General features: G+C 69.1%; 16 protein-coding genes, 1 rRNA gene and 1 pseudogene. 13 read left to right on the plus strand and 5 right to left on the minus strand.

Annotated features, from left to right (window positions below; translation table 11 throughout):
• Window positions 1-90: ribosomal RNA gene (gene rrf / locus AB0P11_RS16640) — 5S ribosomal RNA — on the plus strand; the annotation flags it as partial.
• Window positions 91-206: 116 nt separating this feature from the next.
• Here the strand turns inward: rrf and AB0P11_RS16645 are convergent.
• Window positions 207-962 (minus strand): IclR family transcriptional regulator, encoded by a 756-nt coding sequence (locus tag AB0P11_RS16645; protein ID WP_285364686.1) that lies wholly within the window; start codon window positions 960-962, stop codon window positions 207-209.
• Between the two features lie 73 nt (window positions 963-1,035).
• Here AB0P11_RS16645 and hutH point away from each other — a divergent pair, with 73 nt between their 5' ends.
• The 4 genes from hutH to AB0P11_RS16665 are packed head-to-tail and all read left to right on the plus strand — an operon-like array spanning window position 1,036 to window position 6,349.
• On the plus strand, window positions 1,036-2,577 hold the full coding sequence (gene hutH / locus AB0P11_RS16650; protein ID WP_363523075.1) for a histidine ammonia-lyase: 1,542 nt from the start codon (window positions 1,036-1,038) through the stop codon (window positions 2,575-2,577).
• On the plus strand, window positions 2,570-4,249 hold the full coding sequence (hutU, locus tag AB0P11_RS16655; protein WP_053097822.1) for a urocanate hydratase: 1,680 nt from the start codon (window positions 2,570-2,572) through the stop codon (window positions 4,247-4,249). Before hutH ends, hutU begins: the two co-directional genes overlap by 8 nt.
• Window positions 4,246-5,463 carry an imidazolonepropionase gene (hutI, locus tag AB0P11_RS16660; RefSeq protein ID WP_363523078.1) on the plus strand — a complete coding sequence of 406 codons (1,218 nt, stop codon included), beginning with the start codon at window positions 4,246-4,248 and terminating at the stop codon, window positions 5,461-5,463. Before hutU ends, hutI begins: the two co-directional genes overlap by 4 nt.
• Window positions 5,444-6,349 (plus strand): arginase family protein, encoded by a 906-nt coding sequence (locus tag AB0P11_RS16665; protein WP_363523080.1) that lies wholly within the window; start codon window positions 5,444-5,446, stop codon window positions 6,347-6,349. Before hutI ends, AB0P11_RS16665 begins: the two co-directional genes overlap by 20 nt.
• A 22-nt stretch (window positions 6,350-6,371) precedes the next feature.
• On the opposite strand, the pseudogene AB0P11_RS16670 reads toward AB0P11_RS16665, so the two are convergent.
• Both AB0P11_RS16670 and AB0P11_RS16675 read right to left on the minus strand, forming a co-directional pair.
• Window positions 6,372-7,597 (minus strand): annotated as a pseudogene (locus tag AB0P11_RS16670) (phospholipase D-like domain-containing protein).
• Window positions 7,598-7,738: 141 nt separating this feature from the next.
• A complete protein-coding gene (locus AB0P11_RS16675; RefSeq protein WP_363523082.1) occupies window positions 7,739-9,016 on the minus strand; it encodes a DUF445 family protein in 1,278 nt (425 codons plus the stop codon).
• A 127-nt stretch (window positions 9,017-9,143) separates the two neighbouring features.
• On the opposite strand from AB0P11_RS16675, the gene AB0P11_RS16680 reads away from it, so the two are divergent.
• Genes AB0P11_RS16680 through AB0P11_RS16690 form a run of 3 tightly spaced genes read left to right on the plus strand, consistent with a single transcriptional unit; the run spans window position 9,144 to window position 10,137 of the window.
• A complete protein-coding gene (locus AB0P11_RS16680) occupies window positions 9,144-9,425 on the plus strand; it encodes a type II toxin-antitoxin system prevent-host-death family antitoxin (RefSeq protein ID WP_053099257.1) in 282 nt (93 codons plus the stop codon).
• Window positions 9,422-9,835 carry a type II toxin-antitoxin system VapC family toxin gene (locus tag AB0P11_RS16685; RefSeq protein WP_056279143.1) on the plus strand — a complete coding sequence of 138 codons (414 nt, stop codon included), beginning with the start codon at window positions 9,422-9,424 and terminating at the stop codon, window positions 9,833-9,835. Before AB0P11_RS16680 ends, AB0P11_RS16685 begins: the two co-directional genes overlap by 4 nt.
• 29 nt (window positions 9,836-9,864) lie before the next feature.
• Window positions 9,865-10,137: a metal-sensitive transcriptional regulator gene (locus AB0P11_RS16690; RefSeq protein WP_053097810.1), complete on the plus strand. Its 273-nt coding sequence runs from the start codon at window positions 9,865-9,867 to the stop codon at window positions 10,135-10,137.
• Window positions 10,138-10,159: 22 nt separating this feature from the next.
• On the opposite strand, the gene AB0P11_RS16695 is transcribed toward AB0P11_RS16690, so the two are convergent.
• Window positions 10,160-11,707 (minus strand): amino acid permease, encoded by a 1,548-nt coding sequence (locus AB0P11_RS16695; RefSeq protein WP_053097808.1) that lies wholly within the window; start codon window positions 11,705-11,707, stop codon window positions 10,160-10,162.
• A 156-nt stretch (window positions 11,708-11,863) separates the two neighbouring features.
• Between AB0P11_RS16695 and AB0P11_RS16700 the strand changes: the two genes are divergently transcribed.
• From AB0P11_RS16700 to AB0P11_RS16720, 5 genes are read left to right on the plus strand one after another with little or no spacing between them, the layout of a single operon-like run.
• Window positions 11,864-13,219 carry a glutamine synthetase family protein gene (locus tag AB0P11_RS16700; RefSeq protein WP_056279145.1) on the plus strand — a complete coding sequence of 452 codons (1,356 nt, stop codon included), beginning with the start codon at window positions 11,864-11,866 and terminating at the stop codon, window positions 13,217-13,219.
• Entirely contained in the window at window positions 13,200-13,952 is a 753-nt protein-coding gene (locus tag AB0P11_RS16705; protein ID WP_320490721.1) for a gamma-glutamyl-gamma-aminobutyrate hydrolase family protein, read from the plus strand. The genes AB0P11_RS16700 and AB0P11_RS16705 overlap by 20 nt, the downstream gene beginning before the upstream one ends.
• Window positions 13,949-15,310, plus strand: a complete 1,362-nt coding sequence (locus AB0P11_RS16710) for an aldehyde dehydrogenase family protein (RefSeq protein ID WP_363523086.1) — start codon at window positions 13,949-13,951, stop codon at window positions 15,308-15,310. Before AB0P11_RS16705 ends, AB0P11_RS16710 begins: the two co-directional genes overlap by 4 nt.
• A 47-nt stretch (window positions 15,311-15,357) precedes the next feature.
• Window positions 15,358-16,137, plus strand: a complete 780-nt coding sequence (locus AB0P11_RS16715; RefSeq protein WP_053097800.1) for a 3-oxoacyl-ACP reductase — start codon at window positions 15,358-15,360, stop codon at window positions 16,135-16,137.
• 33 nt (window positions 16,138-16,170) lie between these two features.
• Window positions 16,171-16,899 (plus strand): GntR family transcriptional regulator, encoded by a 729-nt coding sequence (locus AB0P11_RS16720; protein ID WP_053097799.1) that lies wholly within the window; start codon window positions 16,171-16,173, stop codon window positions 16,897-16,899.
• A gap of 34 nt (window positions 16,900-16,933) precedes the next feature.
• Here the strand turns inward: AB0P11_RS16720 and AB0P11_RS16725 are convergent, their stop codons facing one another.
• Window positions 16,934-18,322 (minus strand): aspartate aminotransferase family protein, encoded by a 1,389-nt coding sequence (locus tag AB0P11_RS16725; RefSeq protein WP_363523089.1) that lies wholly within the window; start codon window positions 18,320-18,322, stop codon window positions 16,934-16,936.
• Window positions 18,323-18,329 lie beyond the last annotated feature (7 nt).

An 18,329-nucleotide genomic window follows, 5' to 3' on the forward strand; every position in this document is an offset into this window, starting at 1 on the left:
CCGGTTTACATTCCGAACCCGGAAGCTAAGCCTCACAGCGCCGATGGTACTGCAGGGGGGACCCTGTGGGAGAGTAGGACACCGCCGGACTTCTTCTAAACAGAAAAGCCACCCAATGTTGGGTGGCTTTTCTGCGTTAACGTGTGCGCAAGCGCAAGCGCAAGCGCAGTCGCTGACTGACCGGGCGCGGCAGAGAATGCGCAGCGTCAGCGCTTGAGCCGTGACTCGAGCGCGGACGCCGTCTCGATCACGGCGTCCGCAAGGATACGCTCATCGAGCTCGCCGCCGGCCCAGGTCACAGCGACCGCGGCCACAGGCCAGCCCGCATGATCGCGGACGACGGCGCCGACGCTGCGCAGTCCGTCTGCCACCTCGCTGTCCTCGGTCGCATAGCCGCGTTCACGAACGGTGCGCAGCAGCTCGCGCAGTTCACTCGGCTTCCTGGGGCCGCGTCCCGTACGGTCGGGGAACGCAGACGCGCTCGGATACAGCGCACGCACCTGCTCGCGGGGGAGCGCAGCCAGCATGGCCCGCCCCGAGGCGGTGAGGTGCGCAGGCAAGCGGACGCCGACATCCGTCACCAGAGCCTGCCGTCGGGGAGCGCGCTCCTCGACGATATAGAGCACGTCGCCGCCGCTCATCACCGCCAGGTGGGTGCTCTCGCCGAGACGATCTGAGAGGGCGGCCACGAGAGGCCGCCCGATGCGCGCGAGCGGCTGCTGCCGCGCGTATCCGCCGGCGAGTTCGAATGCCGAGGTGCCGAGGCCCCAGCGCCGGTCTTCCTTCATGTGCAGCACGAACCCGTGCGCAGCGAGGGTCGTGAGCAGGTGATAGACGGTTGAGCGGGGCAGCTCGAGTTCTCGGGCGATCGCCGAGGCGGCGACGGGCGAGGGGCGTCCGGCCAGATAGCTCAGGATCCGCAGCGTGTTGTGGGCGGCGGGCACCTGCGCGGCGGCCTCCATGTTGTCTGGGATCACAGACACAGGATGTCACGATCGCCTGCCACGCGCGACCCGTCGGGTGTGGAATCGAGACATGACCGATCTTCCCGCCGTCCTCATCGGCGATGCACCCCTGAGCCCCGCCGACGTCGTCGCGGTGGCGCGCCATGGCGCGAGCGTTACGATCAGCTCCGCCGCTCTCGACCGGGTCGCCGAGACACGGCGCGTGATCGACGGACTCGCGGCAGATCCGCACCCGCACTACGGCGTCTCGACGGGTTTCGGTGCGCTCGCGACGACGTTCATCGCCCCCGACCGCCGCCTTCAGCTGCAGGCGAGCCTCATCCGCTCGCACGCGGCCGGCACCGGCGCCGAGGTGGAACGCGAGGTCGTCCGCGGCCTGCAGCTGCTGCGCCTTCAGACGCTCTCCTCCGGCCGCACGGGTGTTCGCCCCGTCGTGGTCGAGACCTACGCTGCTCTGCTGAACGCGGGCATCACCCCGATCGTGCGCGAATACGGATCGCTGGGGTGTTCCGGTGACCTCGCCCCGCTCGCGCACATCGCGCTCGCGGCGATGGGAGAGGGCGATGTCCGTGACGCCGAGGGGACGCTCATCCCGGCATCCGACGCGCTGGCCGCAGCCGGCATCCATCCCCTCACTCTCGTCGAGAAGGAGGGCCTCGCTCTCATCAACGGCACTGACGGCATGCTCGGCATGCTCGTGCTGGCGCTGCACGACCTCGAGACGCTGCTCGTGACGGCCGACATGGCGGCGGCGATGTCGGTCGAGTCGCAGCTGGGCACGGATGCCGTCTTCGCGGCCGACCTCATGGCGCTGCGACCGCAGTCCGGCCAGGCCGAGTCGGCGGCGAACCTGCGGGCCTTCCTGCACGATTCGCCGATCGTGCACAGCCACAAGGGACCGGAGGACGGGCGCGTGCAGGACGCATACTCCCTGCGTTGTTCGCCGCAGGTCCACGGCACCGCGCGCGACACGATGGGCTACGCATCGACCATCGCCGAGCGCGAGCTCGCCAGCGTCATCGACAACCCGGTGATCACGGTCGATGGGCGCATCGAGTCGAACGGCAACTTCCACGGTGCACCGGTCGCAGCGGTGCTGGACTTCCTGGCCATCTCGGTCGCCGACGTGGCCTCCATCTCCGAGCGCCGCACCGACCGCGCGCTCGATCCGGCACGCAACCACGGGCTGCCGCCCTTCCTCGCCGACGAGGTCGGTGTCGACTCGGGGCTGATGATCGCGCAGTACGCGGCGGCTGGAATCGTCTCGGAGCTCAAGCGGCTCGCCGTTCCGGCATCCGTCGATTCCATCCCTTCCTCGGCGATGCAGGAGGACCACGTGTCGATGGGGTGGGCCGCTGCTCGCAAGCTGCGCCGCGCGATCGACGGACTCGGCCGTGTCATCGCGATCGAGGTGCTCACCGGTGCCCGTGCGCTGGATCTGCGCGCTCCGCTGCAGGCCGGCCCTGCGACCGGAGCGGTGCGCGACCTGGTCCGCACGGTCGCCGCGGGCCCCGGACCCGACCGATTCCTCTCACCCGACATGGAGGCCGTGACTGCACTCGTGCAGTCCGGCGCCGTCGCCCGCATCGCAAAGGAGCACGCGAATGACTGACATCACGACGGATACGACTCCGACCACCGGGCCGCGCACGGTTCGCGCCGCCCGTGGCAACCAGCGCACCGCCAAGAGCTGGGGTGCGGAGGCGGCGAAGCGGATGCTGATGAACAACCTCGACGCCGAGGTCGCCGAGCACCCCGAAGACCTCGTCGTCTACGGGGGCACGGGCAAGGCGGCGCGCAGCTGGGAGGCGTACGACGCGATCGTCCGCACGCTCGATGAGCTCGAGCCGGACGAGACGCTGCTCGTGCAGTCGGGCAAGCCGGTCGGCGTCTTCCGCACGCACGAGTGGGCGCCGCGCGTGCTGATCGCCAACTCGAACCTCGTGGGCGACTGGGCCAACTGGCCCGAGTTCCGCAAGCTCGAAGAGCTCGGTCTGATCATGTACGGCCAGATGACCGCGGGGTCGTGGATCTACATCGGCACCCAGGGCATTCTGCAGGGCACGTACGAGACGTTCTCCGCGGTCGCCCGCTCGCTGGGCAAGGACTCGCTCAAGGGAACGCTGACGCTGACCGGCGGTGCGGGTGGCATGGGCGGCGCTCAGCCGCTCGCGGTGACCCTCAACGACGGCGCCGTGCTGATCGTCGACGTCGACGAATCGCGTCTCGCCCGTCGTGTGCAGCACGGCTACCTCGACGAGTACACCACCGATCTCGATGCGGCGATCGCGCGGGTCGTCGCGGCGAAGGATGCGGGCGAAGCGCTCTCGGTGGGCGTGGTCGGCAACGCGGCCGAGGTCTTCCCCGAGCTGCTGCGTCGCGGGGTGCCGATCGACATCGTCACCGATCAGACCAGCGCGCACGACCCGCTCGCCTACCTGCCGGTCGGCATGGCCGTCGCCGACTGGAAGTCCGAGGCCGAGCGGGATGCGGAGGAGTTCACCCGCCGCTCGCGCGAGTCGATGGCTCAGCATGTCGCGGCCATGGTCGCGTTCCAGGATGCCGGGGCCGCGGTCTTCGACTACGGCAACTCGATCCGGGCCGAGGCGCAGCTCGGCGGATTCGATCGCGCCTTCGAGTTCCCGGGCTTCGTGCCGGCGTACATCCGCCCGCAGTTCGAAGAGGGTCGCGGACCCTTCCGCTGGGCGGCGCTCTCGGGCGACCCCGAGGACATCTACAAGACCGACCGTGCGATCGCCGAGCTGTTCCCCGAAGACAAGGCTCTCCACCGCTGGCTCGAGAAGGCCGGCGAGAAGGTGCACTTCGAGGGCCTGCCCGCGCGCATCTGCTGGCTCGGATACAAGGAGCGCCACCTCGCCGGCCTCAAGTTCAACGAGATGGTGGCCTCGGGGGAGCTGGCCGCGCCGATCGTGATCGGCCGCGACCACCTCGACTCCGGCTCCGTGGCGTCGCCGTATCGTGAGACGGAGGCCATGAAGGACGGCTCGGATGCGATCGCCGACTGGCCCCTGCTGAACGCGCTGCTCAACACGGCATCCGGTGCATCGTGGGTGTCGCTGCACCATGGCGGCGGAGTCGGCATCGGGCGCTCGATCCATGCAGGGCAGGTGACCGTCGCCGACGGATCGGCGCTCGCCGCCGAGAAGCTCGAACGCGTGCTCACCAACGATCCGGGCACGGGTGTCATGCGCCATGTCGACGCCGGATACGAGCACGCTCGGGACATCGCCCGTGAACGCGGACTCAAGGTGCCGATGCTGTGAGCGCCTCGCTGATCACGAACATCGCCGAGCTGACGACCAACGTCGCCTCGCCCGCAGGCGACCGCTTCGGCACGCTCGTCGGCGCGGCCGTGCTCATCGACGGCGAGCGGATCGCATGGGTCGGATCCGCCGCGGATGCGCCGGAGGCCGACGTCGTCATCGACGCGGCGGGTCGCGCCGTCATCCCCGGTTTCGTCGACAGCCACAGCCACCTGGTCTTCGGAGGCGACCGCGCTGCGGAGTTCGAGGCCCGGATGGCGGGGCAGCGATACGCCGCCGGCGGCATCCGCTCGACCGTGGCCGCGACACGAGCGGCGAGCGACGACGAGCTGCGCGCGCGTCTGCGGGGATTCGTCGACGAGATGCTCGCCCAGGGCACCACGACGGTCGAGATCAAGAGCGGCTATGGCCTGAGCGTGCGAGACGAGGAGCGCCTGGTGCGCCTCGCGGCGGAAGTCACGCCCGAGGTCACCTTCCTCGGAGCGCACGTGGTGCCGGTGGAGTACGCCGACCGCGCGGACGAGTATGTCGACCTGGTGACAGGGCCGATGCTCGACGCGTGCGCTCCGCATGCGAAGTGGATCGACGTGTTCTGTGAGACGGGTGCGTTCTCGGTCGAGCAGTCGCGAAGGGTGCTCGAGGCGGGCATCGCACAGGGGCTCGTTCCCCGAGTGCACGCGAGTCAGCTCGGCCCGGGTGAGGGAGTACGCCTCGCCGTCGACCTCGGCGCGGCATCCGTCGACCACGGCACCTACCTGACCGACTCCGACATCGAGGCGCTGGCAGCATCCGACACGGTGCTCACGCTGCTCCCCGGGGTGGAGTTCTCGACGCGCCAGCCGTATCCCGACGCGCGACGACTCATCGACGCGGGCGTGACCGTGGCGATCGCCTGCGACACCAATCCGGGATCGAGCTTCACGTCGTCGATGCCGTTCTGCATCGCGCTCGCGGTGCGCGACATGGGCCTGACCCCCGCCGAGGCGGTGTGGGCGGCGACCGCCGGGGGCGCTCTGGCGCTGCGACGCGACGATGTCGGCGTGATCACGCCGGGCGCGCGGGCGGACCTCGTGCTGCTGTCGGCGCCGACCCGCATCCATCTCGCCTACCGACCCGGAGTCCCGCTCGTCGAGCGGGTGTGGAAGGACGGCGTCAGGGTCTTCGCAGCATCCGGAACGGCAGAGGGGACGAATCATGGCACTGTCGCACGATGAGCTCTGGCCGCGCGCGGGCTCCTGGCCCGGGTTCGAGACAGGGGATGACGCGGATGCCGTGCTGCTCGGCGTGCCGACCTGGCGCACCTCGCTGTCACCGACCGGAGCACACGCGACGCCCGCCGCGATCCGCGAGGCGCTCACCCGGTACAGCGCGACGCTCATGGGGCCGCCCGTGGTCGATCTCGGGGCGGCACTCCGCGTGCTCGATGCCGGGGACGTCGACGAGCCGGACGGCGAGGGCGGCATCGCGACCACCGTCCGGCGCGTGCGCGAGCTCGCTGACGCCACCCGTCTCGTCATCGCACTCGGGGGCGACAACGCCCTGACCTATCCGGTCGCGCGCGGTGCCGGGGCCACCGGACTCATCACCATCGACGCGCACTTCGATCTGCGTGACGGCATCTCGAACGGATCGCCCGTCCGTCGGCTGATCGAAGACGCGCCCGATGGCGAGAGGATCGACCCGACGAGGATCGTCCAGATCGGCATCGCGGACTTCGCGAACTCCGCCGCCTATGCGGCGCGTGCTGCCGGGTGGGGAATCCGCGTGATCACCCTCGACGAGGTTCGCCGCCGGGGCATCGAGGACGTCGTCGCGGAGGCGACGCGCATCGCCGGAGCGGGTGCCGCCGCCCGCATCCACCTCGACGTCGACGTCGACGCGGCCGACCGTTCCGCGGCGCCGGGCTGCCCGGCATCCGTTCCCGGCGGCTTCGCCGCGTGGGAGCTGCGCCACCTCGTGCGCGCGATCGTCGGCGACCCGCGTGTGGTCAGCGCCGACATCGCCGAGGTCGATGCGACCGCTGACACCGACGACCTGCGCACGGTGAGGCTCGCCGCGCTGTGCGTGCTCGAGATGCTCGCGGCGCTCGCGTCCCGCTGACACGGCGTCGGGAGAGCGCCACTCAGTTCAGCGCCGATGTCAGCCGGAACAGGCCGTCGAGGAAGGTCGACTTCGCAGGCTCGCGCAGCCATTCGTCGAGTGTCAGCTCCCGCCCGGCGGCGCGGTACTTCTGCTCGACCTGGCGCATCTGCGCGACGAAGGACCCGCCCCGCACCAGCAGCGACATCTCGGAGTTGAGGCTGAAGGAGCGGATGTCCATGTTGCTCGAGCCGATCACGGCGATGTCGTCGTCGATCGAGAAGTGCTTGGCGTGCAGGATGTACGGCGCGGGGTAGAGGAAGATGCGCACTCCGGCTCGCAGCAGCGTCTCGTAGTACGACCGCTGTGCGTGATAGACCATCGCCTGGTCGCCGAGCTCCGATACGAACAGCTGCACGTCGAGTCCGCGCTGGCATGCCGTGGTGATGGCATAGATCATCGCCTCGTCGGGCACGAAGTACGGGCTCGTCAGGATGACCTTCTCGGTCGCGCCGTGGATGAGCGAGAGGAACATCCGCAGGTTGTTCTCGGTGCCGTATGCCGGCCCGCTCGGCACCATCTGGCAGTGCAGATCGGCGGGTGGAGGTGCGGGAACGGCGGTGGCCGGTACGCGTTCGACCGCGGACAGATCCTCGCCGGTCTCGATGAGCCAGTCCGACAGGAACACCGCATCGACCTGGGCGACGACCGGTCCGTCGACGCGGGACACCAGCTCCTGCCACATGAGGCCGCGTCTGATGTTCTTCTCGGAGTTGTAGTCGCGGGAGATGAGATTCTGCGAGCCGACGAAGCCGACGCGGCCGTCGACGACGACGAGTTTGCGGTGGTTGCGCAGATCGGGGCGCTGGTACTCGCCCTGGCCATCGCGTCGATCGATGCCTGGTAGTCGTCGATCAGCTGCGCCGACGAGGCACCGACCATCGGCAGGCCGGTGAGGGCGTGATTCTGCTGCGCGACACGCTGCAGCCACCGCGGAGCCTCGGCATCCGGAAGGTCGAGGGCGCGCTCGGCGATCATCGCCGTGATGCGCTGCTGCTCGTCACGGCGCTTCTTCGGCAGCCGGAAGTCTCCGATCAGCAGGTAGAGCGCGATGCCGATGAAAGGAAGCAGGAACACGAGCAGCAGCCAGGCCATCGCCGCGGTGGGCTTGCGATCGCGCGGGATGTAGATCAGCGCGAGCACGTTGATGCAGAACGCCGCGATCGCGAGCACCGACCAGACCAGGTTCGCGGAGAGCAGCGAGTCCATGACTCCTCCTTCGAGGGATGCCGGCATGCCAGAGGGGTTCCCGTGCGACCTGCGCGAGTGAAGTGCACGCTAGCAGTGGCGCGGCCGCCCCTCCACAGGCCCTCACCCGGAGGGTGCGATGCCGTCAACCCTGCTCAGTGCTCAGACCCCGGGGATCAGCAGGTGCGCGATCGTGAAGATCGCCAGGCCCGCGAGCGCGCCGACGAACGTGCCGTTCAGACGGATGTACTGCAGGTCGCGGCCGACCATGAGCTCGATCTTCTCGGTCGTCTCGACCGGGTCCCACCGCTCGACAGTGTCGGTGATGATCGACGCGATGTCGTGGCGGTAGCGGTCGACGAGGAACACCGCGGCATCCGACACCCACGTGTCGACGCGGTGCTGCAGCGCGGCATCCGTCGTGAGCCTGTCGCCGATCTCCTGCAGAGCCTGTGCTGCCCGCACACGCAGACCGCTGTCGGGGTCGGCGAGGGCGGTGAGAAGTCCGTTCTTCGCCGTGTCCCAGGCCTCGGCGGCGAGGGCGCCCACGCGGGGGCTGTCGAACAGCGACGCCTTGGCGTTCTCGAGCTTGGCCCTCGTCGCGGGGTCGTTCTGCAGGCTGTCGGCGAGGCGGGCGAGGTAGCCGTCGACGGCGATGCGTGCCGGATGCTTCGGGTCGGCCTGCACGGCGCGGACGAACTTGACCGCCTCGTTGTAGGCGGTGTCGTCGACGAATCGGTGGGCGAGCTTCGGCACCCATCCCGGGAGCCTGCGCGAGATGAGTCCCGAGAACGACTCGGCGTTCGCATCCAGCCAGCGGGCGATGCTGTCGGCGGCGAGGTCGACCGCCCCGTGATGCGCATCGGCCTCGACGATCTTCTCGAGCCAGGCGCCGGCGGGCGGTCCCCACTCGGGAGAGACGAGGTGCTCGCGGGCGAGGTCGGTGATGAGGTCGCGCACGTCGTCGTCGCTGAGAGCGTTCAGGACGGCGGTCGCGATCGTCGCCCCCTCGGCCGCCACGCGTTCGGCGTGGGCGGGCTCACGCAGCCATTCACCGGCTCGCTTCGCGATCGCCGTGCTCGCGAGCTTGGTGCGCACGACGCTCGCCTCGAGGAAGTTCGTCTCGACGAACTCGCCCAGCGTGCGGCCGATCTCGTCTTTGCGGTTCGGGATGATCGCGGTGTGCGGAATGGGCAGCCCCAGCGGCCGACGGAAGAGCGCGGTCACGGCGAACCAGTCGGCGAGAGCACCCACCATGCCACCTTCAGCGGCGGCGCGGACGTAGGCCAACCACGGCTGTCGCTCCTGGAAGGCGAACGCGATCACGAACACGACCGCCATGAAGATCAGCGCTCCGAGAGCCACCGCCTTCATGCGGCGAAGAGCGCGAAGTCGTACCTGGTCTGCGGGCGACAGGAGCGCCATCGGGGTTCGCGGCATGACGTCATCCTTTCACGGGGAGTCCTCGCTGAGGTCGGCTTGCAGCGTCCGGTCCGTTCGCCCTTCACCGAGTCCACGCTGTGTAGTACTCTCACTACAGTTCGAAACGGGGTCCATCGTGTTCACCATGACCGCTCGAGAGTTCAACCAGTCCGTCGCGCGCGCTCAGCGCGTCGCCGACGGGCAGCCCGTGATGATCACGAGACGTGGCGAGCCCGCCTACGTACTGCTGAGCATCGGAGAGTACGAACGCCTCCGGCCCGCCGCTCTGACGGAGGACACGCGATCCTTCCTGGACGTCGTCCGGCCCCTCCCTGAGGGGGCGGATCCCGATGACGTCTTCGGTCAGATCATGGACGAGATCGCCGCCGACAGATCGCGTGACTTCGGACGAGAGATCGACCTGTGACACCGTTCCTGGTCGACACGAACGTGATCTCGGAGATCCGTCGGCCCAGGCCCGACCTCGGCGTGGCGCGGTGGTTCGGCGCGACGGCTCGGGAGTCCATTCACATCAGCGTGATCACCGGGCTCGAACTCGAGCGCGGCGTCCTCCTGGCGCGGAGACGGGATGCCGTCGCCGCCGCGTCTCTGGAACGGTGGCTGGATTCGGTCAGAAGCGGACTGGTGCACCCCGCTCTCGAGGTGACGCAGGCGATCGCTCAGATCACCGCAGCCATCCAAGTGCCGAACCGGCGTCCGCTCGGCGACTCGCTCATCGCGGCCACCGCGCTGCACCACGGACTGACGCTGGTCACCCGCAACGAGAGAGACTTCGACATCCCGGGACTCGCTGTCCTCAACCCGTTCTCGGGCTGACCGAGGCAGGATCCGAGTACCCTCGAATCGTGATCGAAGACATCAAGAAGCGTGCGCTGCACCGCACCAGCATCCTCGAGGGTCAGATGCGCGGAGTCGCGCGGATGATCGAGAGCGAGGAGTACTGCATGGACATCATCACGCAGTCCCGCGCGATCCAGCGTTCGCTCGAGTCCCTCAATCGCCTGCTGCTCGAGAACCATCTGCGCACGCACGTGACGCACATGTTCGACGAGGGCGGGGAGGAGCGCGACAAGGCCGTCGACGAGCTGCTCAAGGCGTTCGACTTCGACCGCAAGTAGCGCCGCGCTCCTCCGCTCCGCGTCAGCGTCCGCCGCCGAACACCTCGCCTTCCATGGCGTCGTAGCCCTCGGCCTGCGGGTCGCCGTGCGAACCGCCTGACAGCGCGTACTCCTCTTCGGGCGAGAGCACGAGGCGGTGTCGGAAGAACAGGCCGAATCCGAGCAGGATGATCGCGTAGACGATCGCGATCGCGATGATCGCCGGGCCGAACGTCGGGTTGAGCAGGAAGCCCACGAAGATCAGTGCCGCGATCACCAGGGCGATCACCGCGCCGGGGATGCCCCACGGGCTGACGTACGGACGGTCGACGTTGGGGAACTTCTTGCGCAGGATGATGAACGACACGAGCTGCAGTCCATAGGCGACGACGGCTCCCCAGACGGCGATGTTCAGCACGATCGCGCCGGCGACCGTTCCGGCACCCTCCGAGTCGACGGCCGTGAGCACGTCGAGCACGATCAGCGCGACGAAGCCGACCGCCGCGCCGACAGTGAGCGCGACCCACGGGGTCTGCCGCTTTCCGGTGAGCGAGAGGAAGCGGGGGTAGTAGCCGGCGCGGGACAGTGAGTACATGTTGCGTCCGTAGGCGAACATGATTCCCTGCAGCGACGCGAGCAGGCCGATGAGGGCGAACAGCGCGAGCACGGCGGCGAGCTGGTCGCCAACGATCGCGCGGAAGCCGTCGAGCAGCGGCTCACCGGCGGTGCCGGTGGCCTCGGCGCCGATCACGCCGGTGTTCAGGAACAGCACCAGGAGTCCGGTGACGATCAGGGTGCCGCGGGCCCAGAATCCTGCCTTCGGGATGTCGCGGGTCGGGTTGTGCGACTCCTCGGCCGCGAGCGGGAGCTCCTCGATGCCGAGGAAGAACCACATCGCGAACGGCAGCGCGAACAGGATCGGCAGGACGCCGTGCGGAAGGAACGCGGTCTGGCCCTCGTCGGGGACGATGTCCCACAGGGCATCCCACGAGAACGCGCCGGAGAAGATCGCCATGGCGGAGAACACCAGGATGATGCCGATAGAGATCACGGAGACGACGATCGCGAAGCGGAACGAGATGGCGGCGCCCGCGGAGTTCAGGGCGATGAAGACGACGTAGAGGATGAGGTACCAGACCCAGCCCGGCAGTTCGAGGCCGAGCAGCTCGCTCGTGATGCCGTTGGCATACGACGCCGAGAAGTAGACGATCACCGCCGTGGTCGCGACGTACTCGATGGTCTCGGCGGCTCCGGTGACGAGACCGCCCCACGGACCCATGGCCGAGCGGGCGAAGGAGTACGCGCCACCGGTATGCGGCATCGCGGCCGCCATCTCGCCGATCGCGAAGATCATGCCGTAGTACATCGCCACGAGGATGGCGAACGCGATGAGCATCCCGCCGAAACCCGCGAAGTCGATGCCGAAGTTCCAGCCGGAGAAGTCGCCCGAGATCACCGCGGCGACCGCCAGACCCCACAGGCCCCAGACGCCGGCGGACCTCTTCAGCGTCCGTTTCTCGAAGTAGTCACTCCCGGCACGTGTATAGGTCGCTCCGGCGACCTTGCGGGATTCATTGCTCTGCTGGGACATCCGCTCTCCGTTCGCATGCGTGCAGGCGCCGGGTGCACCTTGCGGATGATTGTGACAGTCAATGGTGGTTTCGTCTACCTTTAGACGACGAGTTGATCTACTCTGAGGGCGAAGCCGGTCGGCCGATCGCTTCACCGCACGAGAACGGAGCGTCAGATGTCGGGCAACCTGAGCATCGAACAGCTGGATGCCGGCATCGCCGCCGGTGAGATCGACACGGTGATCGTGGCCTTCGCGGATGCGCAGGGGCGACTGGTCGGCAAACGCGTGTCGGCGCGGCTGTTCCAGGAGGACATCCTGGCTCACGGGGCCGAGGCCTGCGACTACCTGCTGTCGGTCGACGTCGACATGAACACCGTCGACGGCTATGCGATGTCGGGGTGGGACCGCGGCTACGGCGACATGGTGCTGAAGCCCGACGTCGAGACCCTGCGCAACATCCCGTGGCTCGAGGGCACCGCGCTGGTCATGTCCGATCTCGTGTGGCAGAACGGCGAACCCGTCGGGCCCTCGCCCCGGGCGATCCTCGATCGCCAGCGCGACCGCCTCGCCGAGCGGGGCTGGACCGCGTACTCGGGCACCGAGCTCGAGTTCATCGTCTTCGACAACACCTACCGCGACGCCTGGGCGCGCAAGTACGACGGGCTGACACCCGCGACCGACTACAACGTCGACTACAACCTGCTCGCCTCGACCCGCATGGAGCCGCTGCTGCGTGACATCCGCAACAGCATGGACGGCGCGGGCCTGTACTGCGAGGGCGTGAAGGGCGAGTGCAACTTCGGTCAGCAGGAGATCGCGTTCCGCTATGCGGAGGTGCGGGAGACCGCCGACCAGCACGCGATCTACAAGAACGGCGCGAAGGAGATCGCCGAGCAGCACGGCAAGGCGCTCACGTTCATGGCCAAGTTCAACGAGCGTGAGGGCAACAGCTGCCACATCCACCTGTCGCTGCGCGACGAGTCGGGTGCCCCGGTGATGGCAGGCGACGGCGAGCACGGCTTCAGTCCCGTGATGGAGCACTGGATCGCCGGCATCCTCGCCACTCTGCGCGAATTCACCCTGCTGCTCGCGCCCAACATCAACTCGTACAAGCGTTTCGCGAAGGGCAGCTTCGCGCCGACCGGTGTGGCATGGGGCATCGACAACCGCACCTGCGCTCTGCGGATAGTCGGCCATGGATCGGGGCTGCGGGTCGAGAACCGGGTGCCGGGCGGAGATGTGAACCCGTACCTCGCGATCTCGGCGATCATCGCGGGCGGTCTGCACGGCATCGAGAACGAACTGCCGCTGCCCGAGCGCTTCACCGGCAACGCCTACGAGGATGCGGTCGACCACCTGCCGACCACCCTGCGCGAGGCGGCGAAGCTGTTCAGCGAATCGACCATCGCGCGGGCGGCGTTCGGCGACGACGTGGTCGAGCACTATCTGAACCAGGCCCGCATCGAGGTGGAAGCCTACGACGCGGCCGTCACCGACTGGGAGCGCATCCGTGGCTTCGAGCGCCTCTGACCCCGCGCCGCTGATCGGCGTCACGACCTATCTCGAGCGCGCGCAGCAGGGGGTGTGGGATGTCAGGGCCGCGTTCCTGCCGGAGCAGTACCTCACAAGCGTGACCTCCTCCGGCGGCATCGCCCTTCTTCTTCCACCACAGGATCCGGATGCTGCAGATGCGGCGATCTCGGGGATGGACGGGCTCGTGCTCTCGGGGGGCGCGGACGTCGCCCCCGAGCTCTACGGCGAGGACCGGCATCCGCTCACCGACCCCGCGAGGGTCGACCGCGACGCGTGGGAGCTCGCGCTCTTCCAGGCGGCCGAGCGTCGTGGCATCCCGGTGCTCGCCATCTGCCGCGGTCTGCAGCTCGTGAACGTCGCCCGCGGCGGAACCCTGCAGCAGCACCTGCCCGAGTCGCTCGGCACCGAGAAGTACCGCATCGGCGGCGGTGTCTTCGCCGAGAACGACGTCGCGGTGTCGACCGACACCCCCCTCGCCGACATCATCGGCGAGACCGAGATGCGGGTGCACAGCTACCACCACCAGGGGGTCGACCGTCTCGGCGAGGGGCTTGTGGCGGCGGCCCACTCCGATGACGGCCTCGTGCAGGCCTTCGTCGACACGTCAGCCGGCCACATCGTCGGCGTCCAATGGCACCCCGAAGAGAACGCCGAGGATCGGCGGCTCTTCACCGATCTCGTCTCACAGGCCCGTGCGTTCGCCGCGCGGCGGAAGGAGGACGCCCGATGAGCGCGTTCACAGTCATCAACCCGTCGACCGGCGCGGTGATCCGCGAGGTCGCGCGCGCCGACATCGGAGAGACGGATGCCGCGATCGCGCGCGCTGTCGCAGCGCAGCGACGGTGGGCGGCTCTCGCCCCGGTCGCGCGGGCTGACGCGCTGCGGTCCTTCGCTCGTGCGGTCGAGGCCGCCACGGAGGAGCTCGCACAGCTCGAGGTGCGGAACTCCGGGCATCCGATCGGCTCGGCCCGCTGGGAGGCCGGGCACGTCGCGCAGGTGCTCAACTACTACTCGGCCGATCCCGAGCGACTCTCGGGTCGGCAGATCCCGGTGGCCGGCGGACTCGACGTCACCTTCCACGACCCCTACGGCGTGGTCGGAGTCATCGTGCCGTGGAACTTCCCGATGACGATCGCGGCGTGGGCGTTCGCGCCGGCGCTCGCCGCAGGCAACGCCGTCGTCCTGAAGCCCGCCGAACTCACGCCGTTGACAGCCATCCGACTCGGCGAGCTCGCCCTCGAGGCGGGCCTTCCCGAAGGGCTGTTCGAGGTGGTCACCGGGTCGGGATCCGTGGTGGGGCAGCGTCTCGTCGAGCACCCCGACGTCCGCAAGGTCGTGTTCACCGGGTCGACCGAGGTCGGCATCGAGGTCGCCGCCGGATGCGCTCGCGCGCTCAAGCCCGTGACGCTCGAGCTCGGCGGCAAGAGCGCCAACATCGTCTTCGCCGACGCCGACCTCGAGAAGGCCGTCGCCGCGGTGCCCGGCTCGGTGTTCGACAACGCGGGCCAGGACTGCTGCGCCCGCAGCCGGCTGCTCGTGCAGCGATCGGTGTACGACCGGTTCCTCGAGATGCTCGAACCCGCGGTCAGGGCGTGGCGTGTGGGCGACCCGTCGAGTGCCGACACCGACATGGGGCCGCTCATCTCGGCCGCGCATCGCGACACCGTGTCGGGGTTCCTCGACGACGCGAACGTCGCGTTCCGCGGCAGCGCTCCGAGCGGCGACGGATTCTGGTTCGCGCCCGCCGTGGTGCTCGCCGACCCGTCCGACCGGATCGCCCAGCAGGAGGTGTTCGGCCCGGTCGTCGCGGTGATGCCGTTCGAGGACGAGGCCGATGCGATCCGCCTGGCGAACGACACCGCCTACGGTCTCGCCGGGTCGATCTGGACCGAGAGCCTCGGACGGGCCGTGCGCGTCTCGCGCGGCGTGCAGAGCGGCGTGCTCTCGGTGAACTCGCACTCGTCGGTGCGCTACGCGACGCCGTTCGGCGGCATGAAGGCATCCGGACTCGGGCGCGAGCTCGGTCCCGACGCCGCAGAGCACTTCACCGAGACCAAGAACGTCTTCTTCGCGACAGACGAATCCTGACCAGCGACACCCGGCCCGACCATCCCCACCTGCAACGGAGAGCACACATGACCATCGATCTGACCCAGCGCCTCAAGGACCGCGTCGCGATCATCACCGGAGGGGCGAGCGGGATCGGCTTCGCCACCGCTCAGCGCTTCGCGGCCGAAGGCGCGTTCGTCGTCATCGCCGACGTCGACCCCGCCACGGGCGAGAAGGCGGCGGCCGAGGTGGGAGGTGCGTTCCGTCCCGTCGACGTGGCCGACGAGACCATGGTGAACACGCTCTTCGACGGCGTCGCCGCGGAGTTCGGCCGTATCGACATCGCCTTCAACAACGCCGGCATCTCGCCCGCCGACGACGACTCGATCGAGACGACCGAGCTGCCGGCCTGGGATCGCGTGCAGGACGTGAACCTGAAGAGCGTGTACCTGTGCAGCCGTGCGGCACTGCGCCACATGGTGCCGGCGGGTCGCGGATCGATCATCAACACCGCGTCGTTCGTCGCCCTGCTGGGGTCGGCGACCTCGCAGATCAGCTACACCGCGTCGAAGGGCGGCGTGCTGGCGATGTCGCGCGAGCTCGGCGTGCAGTTCGCGCGACAGGGCGTGCGGGTGAACGCGCTGTGCCCAGGGCCGGTGAACACGCCGCTGCTGCAGGAGCTGTTCGCCAAGGATCCCGAGCGCGCGCAGCGACGACTCGTGCACGTGCCGATGGGGCGCTTCGCCGAGCCGTCCGAGCTGGCCGCCGCTGTGGCCTTCCTCGCCTCGGACGACTCATCGTTCATCACCGCCAGCGCCTTCGTGGTCGACGGCGGCATCACGAACGCCTACGTCACCCCGCTGTGAAGCGGGACCATGTCACTGTGACAAGGTGAAAGCATGAGCGAGCACCCTTCCGACGGCGATCTCGTCGAGGTGCGCCGGGCGGTCTACCGGCCGCTTCGCCGAGGCAACGCCCTCGAGGATGCGGTGGCTCGCCTCGTGCAGACCATCCGCCTCGGCGTCGTCGCCCCGGGGGAGTCGCTGCCGCCGGAACGAGAGCTCGCCGCCTCGTTCGGCGTCAGTCGCGACACCGTGCGCGAGGCGATCCGCGAACTCGCCGACACCGGATACCTGGTGCCCAAGCGGGGGCGGTACGGCGGCACGTTCATCGCCGATCCGCTGCCCCAGCCCTCGGACGCCGGGGAGGTCACGGCGGACGAGATCGACGATGTGCTGGGGCTGCGGCGGGTGCTCGAGACGGGAGCGGTGCGGGCTGCGGCGAGCCGGGCGCTGGATGCCGCGACCCGCGCCGACCTGTGGGCGCGACATGAGGCCGCGCTGCCCGCCGGGCCCGAGGAGTATCGGCGTCTCGACACGCTGCTGCACCTCGCGATCGCGGAGGCGGCCGGCATCCCCTCGCTCGTCGCGCTGGTCGCCGAGAACCGGGCCGACGTCAATGCGTGGCTCGACACGTTCCCGCTGATGCCGCGCAACATCCAGCACTCGGGTGAGCAGCATGAGCAGATCGTGACGGCGATCCTCGCCGGGCGGCCCGATGTCGCCGAGGCGGCGATGCGCGATCACCTCGCCGGTTCCGAAGCGCTGCTGCGCGGATTCCTGATCTGAACCCGCGCAGCAGCGGCTGCGCCTCACGGCACTGTCAGCTCGTGGCTGCCTCGTCGGCCACGGCGAGAGCCTCGTCGAGCACGGCCAGACCGCGCACGAGATCGTCCTCGCCGATCACGAGCGGCGGTGCCACGTGCATGCGGTTGAAGTGCGTGAACGGCCAGACACCCGCCTTCTTGGCGGCGGCGGCGAAGGCGGCGACGGGCGCGGCATCCACTCCGCTCGCGTTGAACGGCACGAGCGGCTCGCGCGTCTCCTTGTCGCGAACCAGCTCGACGGCCCAGAAGAGCCCGCGGCCGCGTACCTCTCCGACGCTCGGGTGGGTGTCGACCCAGCGGCGCAGGGTCGGCTCGACGATGCGCTCGCCGAGGTCGCGCACCCGCTCGAGGATGCCGTCGCGGCGGAACACCTCGAAGGTCGCGACGCCCGCGGCGCACGCGAGCGGATGCCCGGAGTACGTGAGCCCTCCGGCGAACGGCGTGGTGTCGAAGGCCTTCGCGATGCGCGCGGAGATGACGACGCCGCCGAGCGGCACGTACCCGGAGTTCACGCCTTTCGCGAAGGTGATCAGGTCGGGACGCCCGTCGTACGCGTCGATGCCGAACCACTCGCCGAGGCGGCCGAAGCCGACCATGACCTCGTCCGCGATGTAGACGATGCCGTAGCGGTCGCACAGCTCGCGCACGCCCTGCAGGTAGCCGGGCGGCGGCACGAGCACGCCGTTCGTGCCGACGACGGTCTCGATGATGATCGCCGCGATCGTCGAGGGTCCTTCGAGCTGGATGGTCTGCTCGAGGTGGGCGAGGGCGCGCTCGGACTCCTGCTCCGGCGTCTCGGCGTGGAACGGCGAGCGGTAGAGGTAGGGCCCGAAGAAGCGCACGGCTCCGGAATCCGGTGTGCCGTTCGCCCACCGGCGAGGGTCACCCGTCAGCGAGATCGCCGTGGAGGTCGACCCGTGATAGCTGCGGTACATCGACAGCACCTTGTGGCGGCCCGTCGACTGGCGCGCCATGCGCACGGCGTACTCGTTGGCCTCGGCGCCGCCGTTGGTGAAGAAGACCTTCTCGAAGCCCTCGGGCGCGACCTCGACGATGAGTCGGGCGAGCTCGCCCCGCACGTCGTTGGCCATCGCCGGCTGGATGGTCGAGAGGCGACCCGCCTGCTGCTGGATCGCGGCCACGAGGTCGGGATGCTGGTGCCCCAGGTTGAGGTTCACCAGCTGGCTCGAGAAGTCGAGGTAGGCGTTGCCGGCGTAGTCCCGGAACGTCGAGCCCTCACCCGCGGCGACGGGCAGCGGATCGATGAGTCCCTGGGCGCTCCAGGAGTGGAAGACGTGGCCGCGGTCGTCCGCCCGCACCTGCGCCTCGGCCTCGGGGGCGGGGAGCGGATGCGATGCGCCGTGGCGATCGATGAAGTTCGTCATGTCTCGT

Origin of the sequence: Microbacterium sp. NPDC079176 (genome assembly GCF_040686675.1) — a bacterium.
In the GTDB taxonomy this organism is placed as follows: Bacteria; Actinomycetota; Actinomycetes; order Actinomycetales; family Microbacteriaceae; genus Microbacterium.

Coding starts and splice junctions, on each gene's coding strand:
- hutU (WP_053097822.1), top strand. CDS start 2,570: ATGACTGACATCACGACGGATACGACTCCGACCACCGGGCCGCGCACG.
- AB0P11_RS16645 (WP_285364686.1), bottom strand. CDS start 962: ATGGAGGCCGCCGCGCAGGTGCCCGCCGCCCACAACACGCTGCGGATC.
- AB0P11_RS16665 (WP_363523080.1), top strand. CDS start 5,444: ATGGCACTGTCGCACGATGAGCTCTGGCCGCGCGCGGGCTCCTGGCCC.
- AB0P11_RS16725 (WP_363523089.1), bottom strand. CDS start 18,322: ATGACGAACTTCATCGATCGCCACGGCGCATCGCATCCGCTCCCCGCC.
- AB0P11_RS16695 (WP_053097808.1), bottom strand. CDS start 11,707: ATGTCCCAGCAGAGCAATGAATCCCGCAAGGTCGCCGGAGCGACCTAT.
- AB0P11_RS16710 (WP_363523086.1), top strand. CDS start 13,949: ATGAGCGCGTTCACAGTCATCAACCCGTCGACCGGCGCGGTGATCCGC.
- AB0P11_RS16700 (WP_056279145.1), top strand. CDS start 11,864: ATGTCGGGCAACCTGAGCATCGAACAGCTGGATGCCGGCATCGCCGCC.
- hutH (WP_363523075.1), top strand. CDS start 1,036: ATGACCGATCTTCCCGCCGTCCTCATCGGCGATGCACCCCTGAGCCCC.
- AB0P11_RS16675 (WP_363523082.1), bottom strand. CDS start 9,016: ATGCCGCGAACCCCGATGGCGCTCCTGTCGCCCGCAGACCAGGTACGA.
- AB0P11_RS16720 (WP_053097799.1), top strand. CDS start 16,171: ATGAGCGAGCACCCTTCCGACGGCGATCTCGTCGAGGTGCGCCGGGCG.
- AB0P11_RS16680 (WP_053099257.1), top strand. CDS start 9,144: ATGACCGCTCGAGAGTTCAACCAGTCCGTCGCGCGCGCTCAGCGCGTC.
- AB0P11_RS16715 (WP_053097800.1), top strand. CDS start 15,358: ATGACCATCGATCTGACCCAGCGCCTCAAGGACCGCGTCGCGATCATC.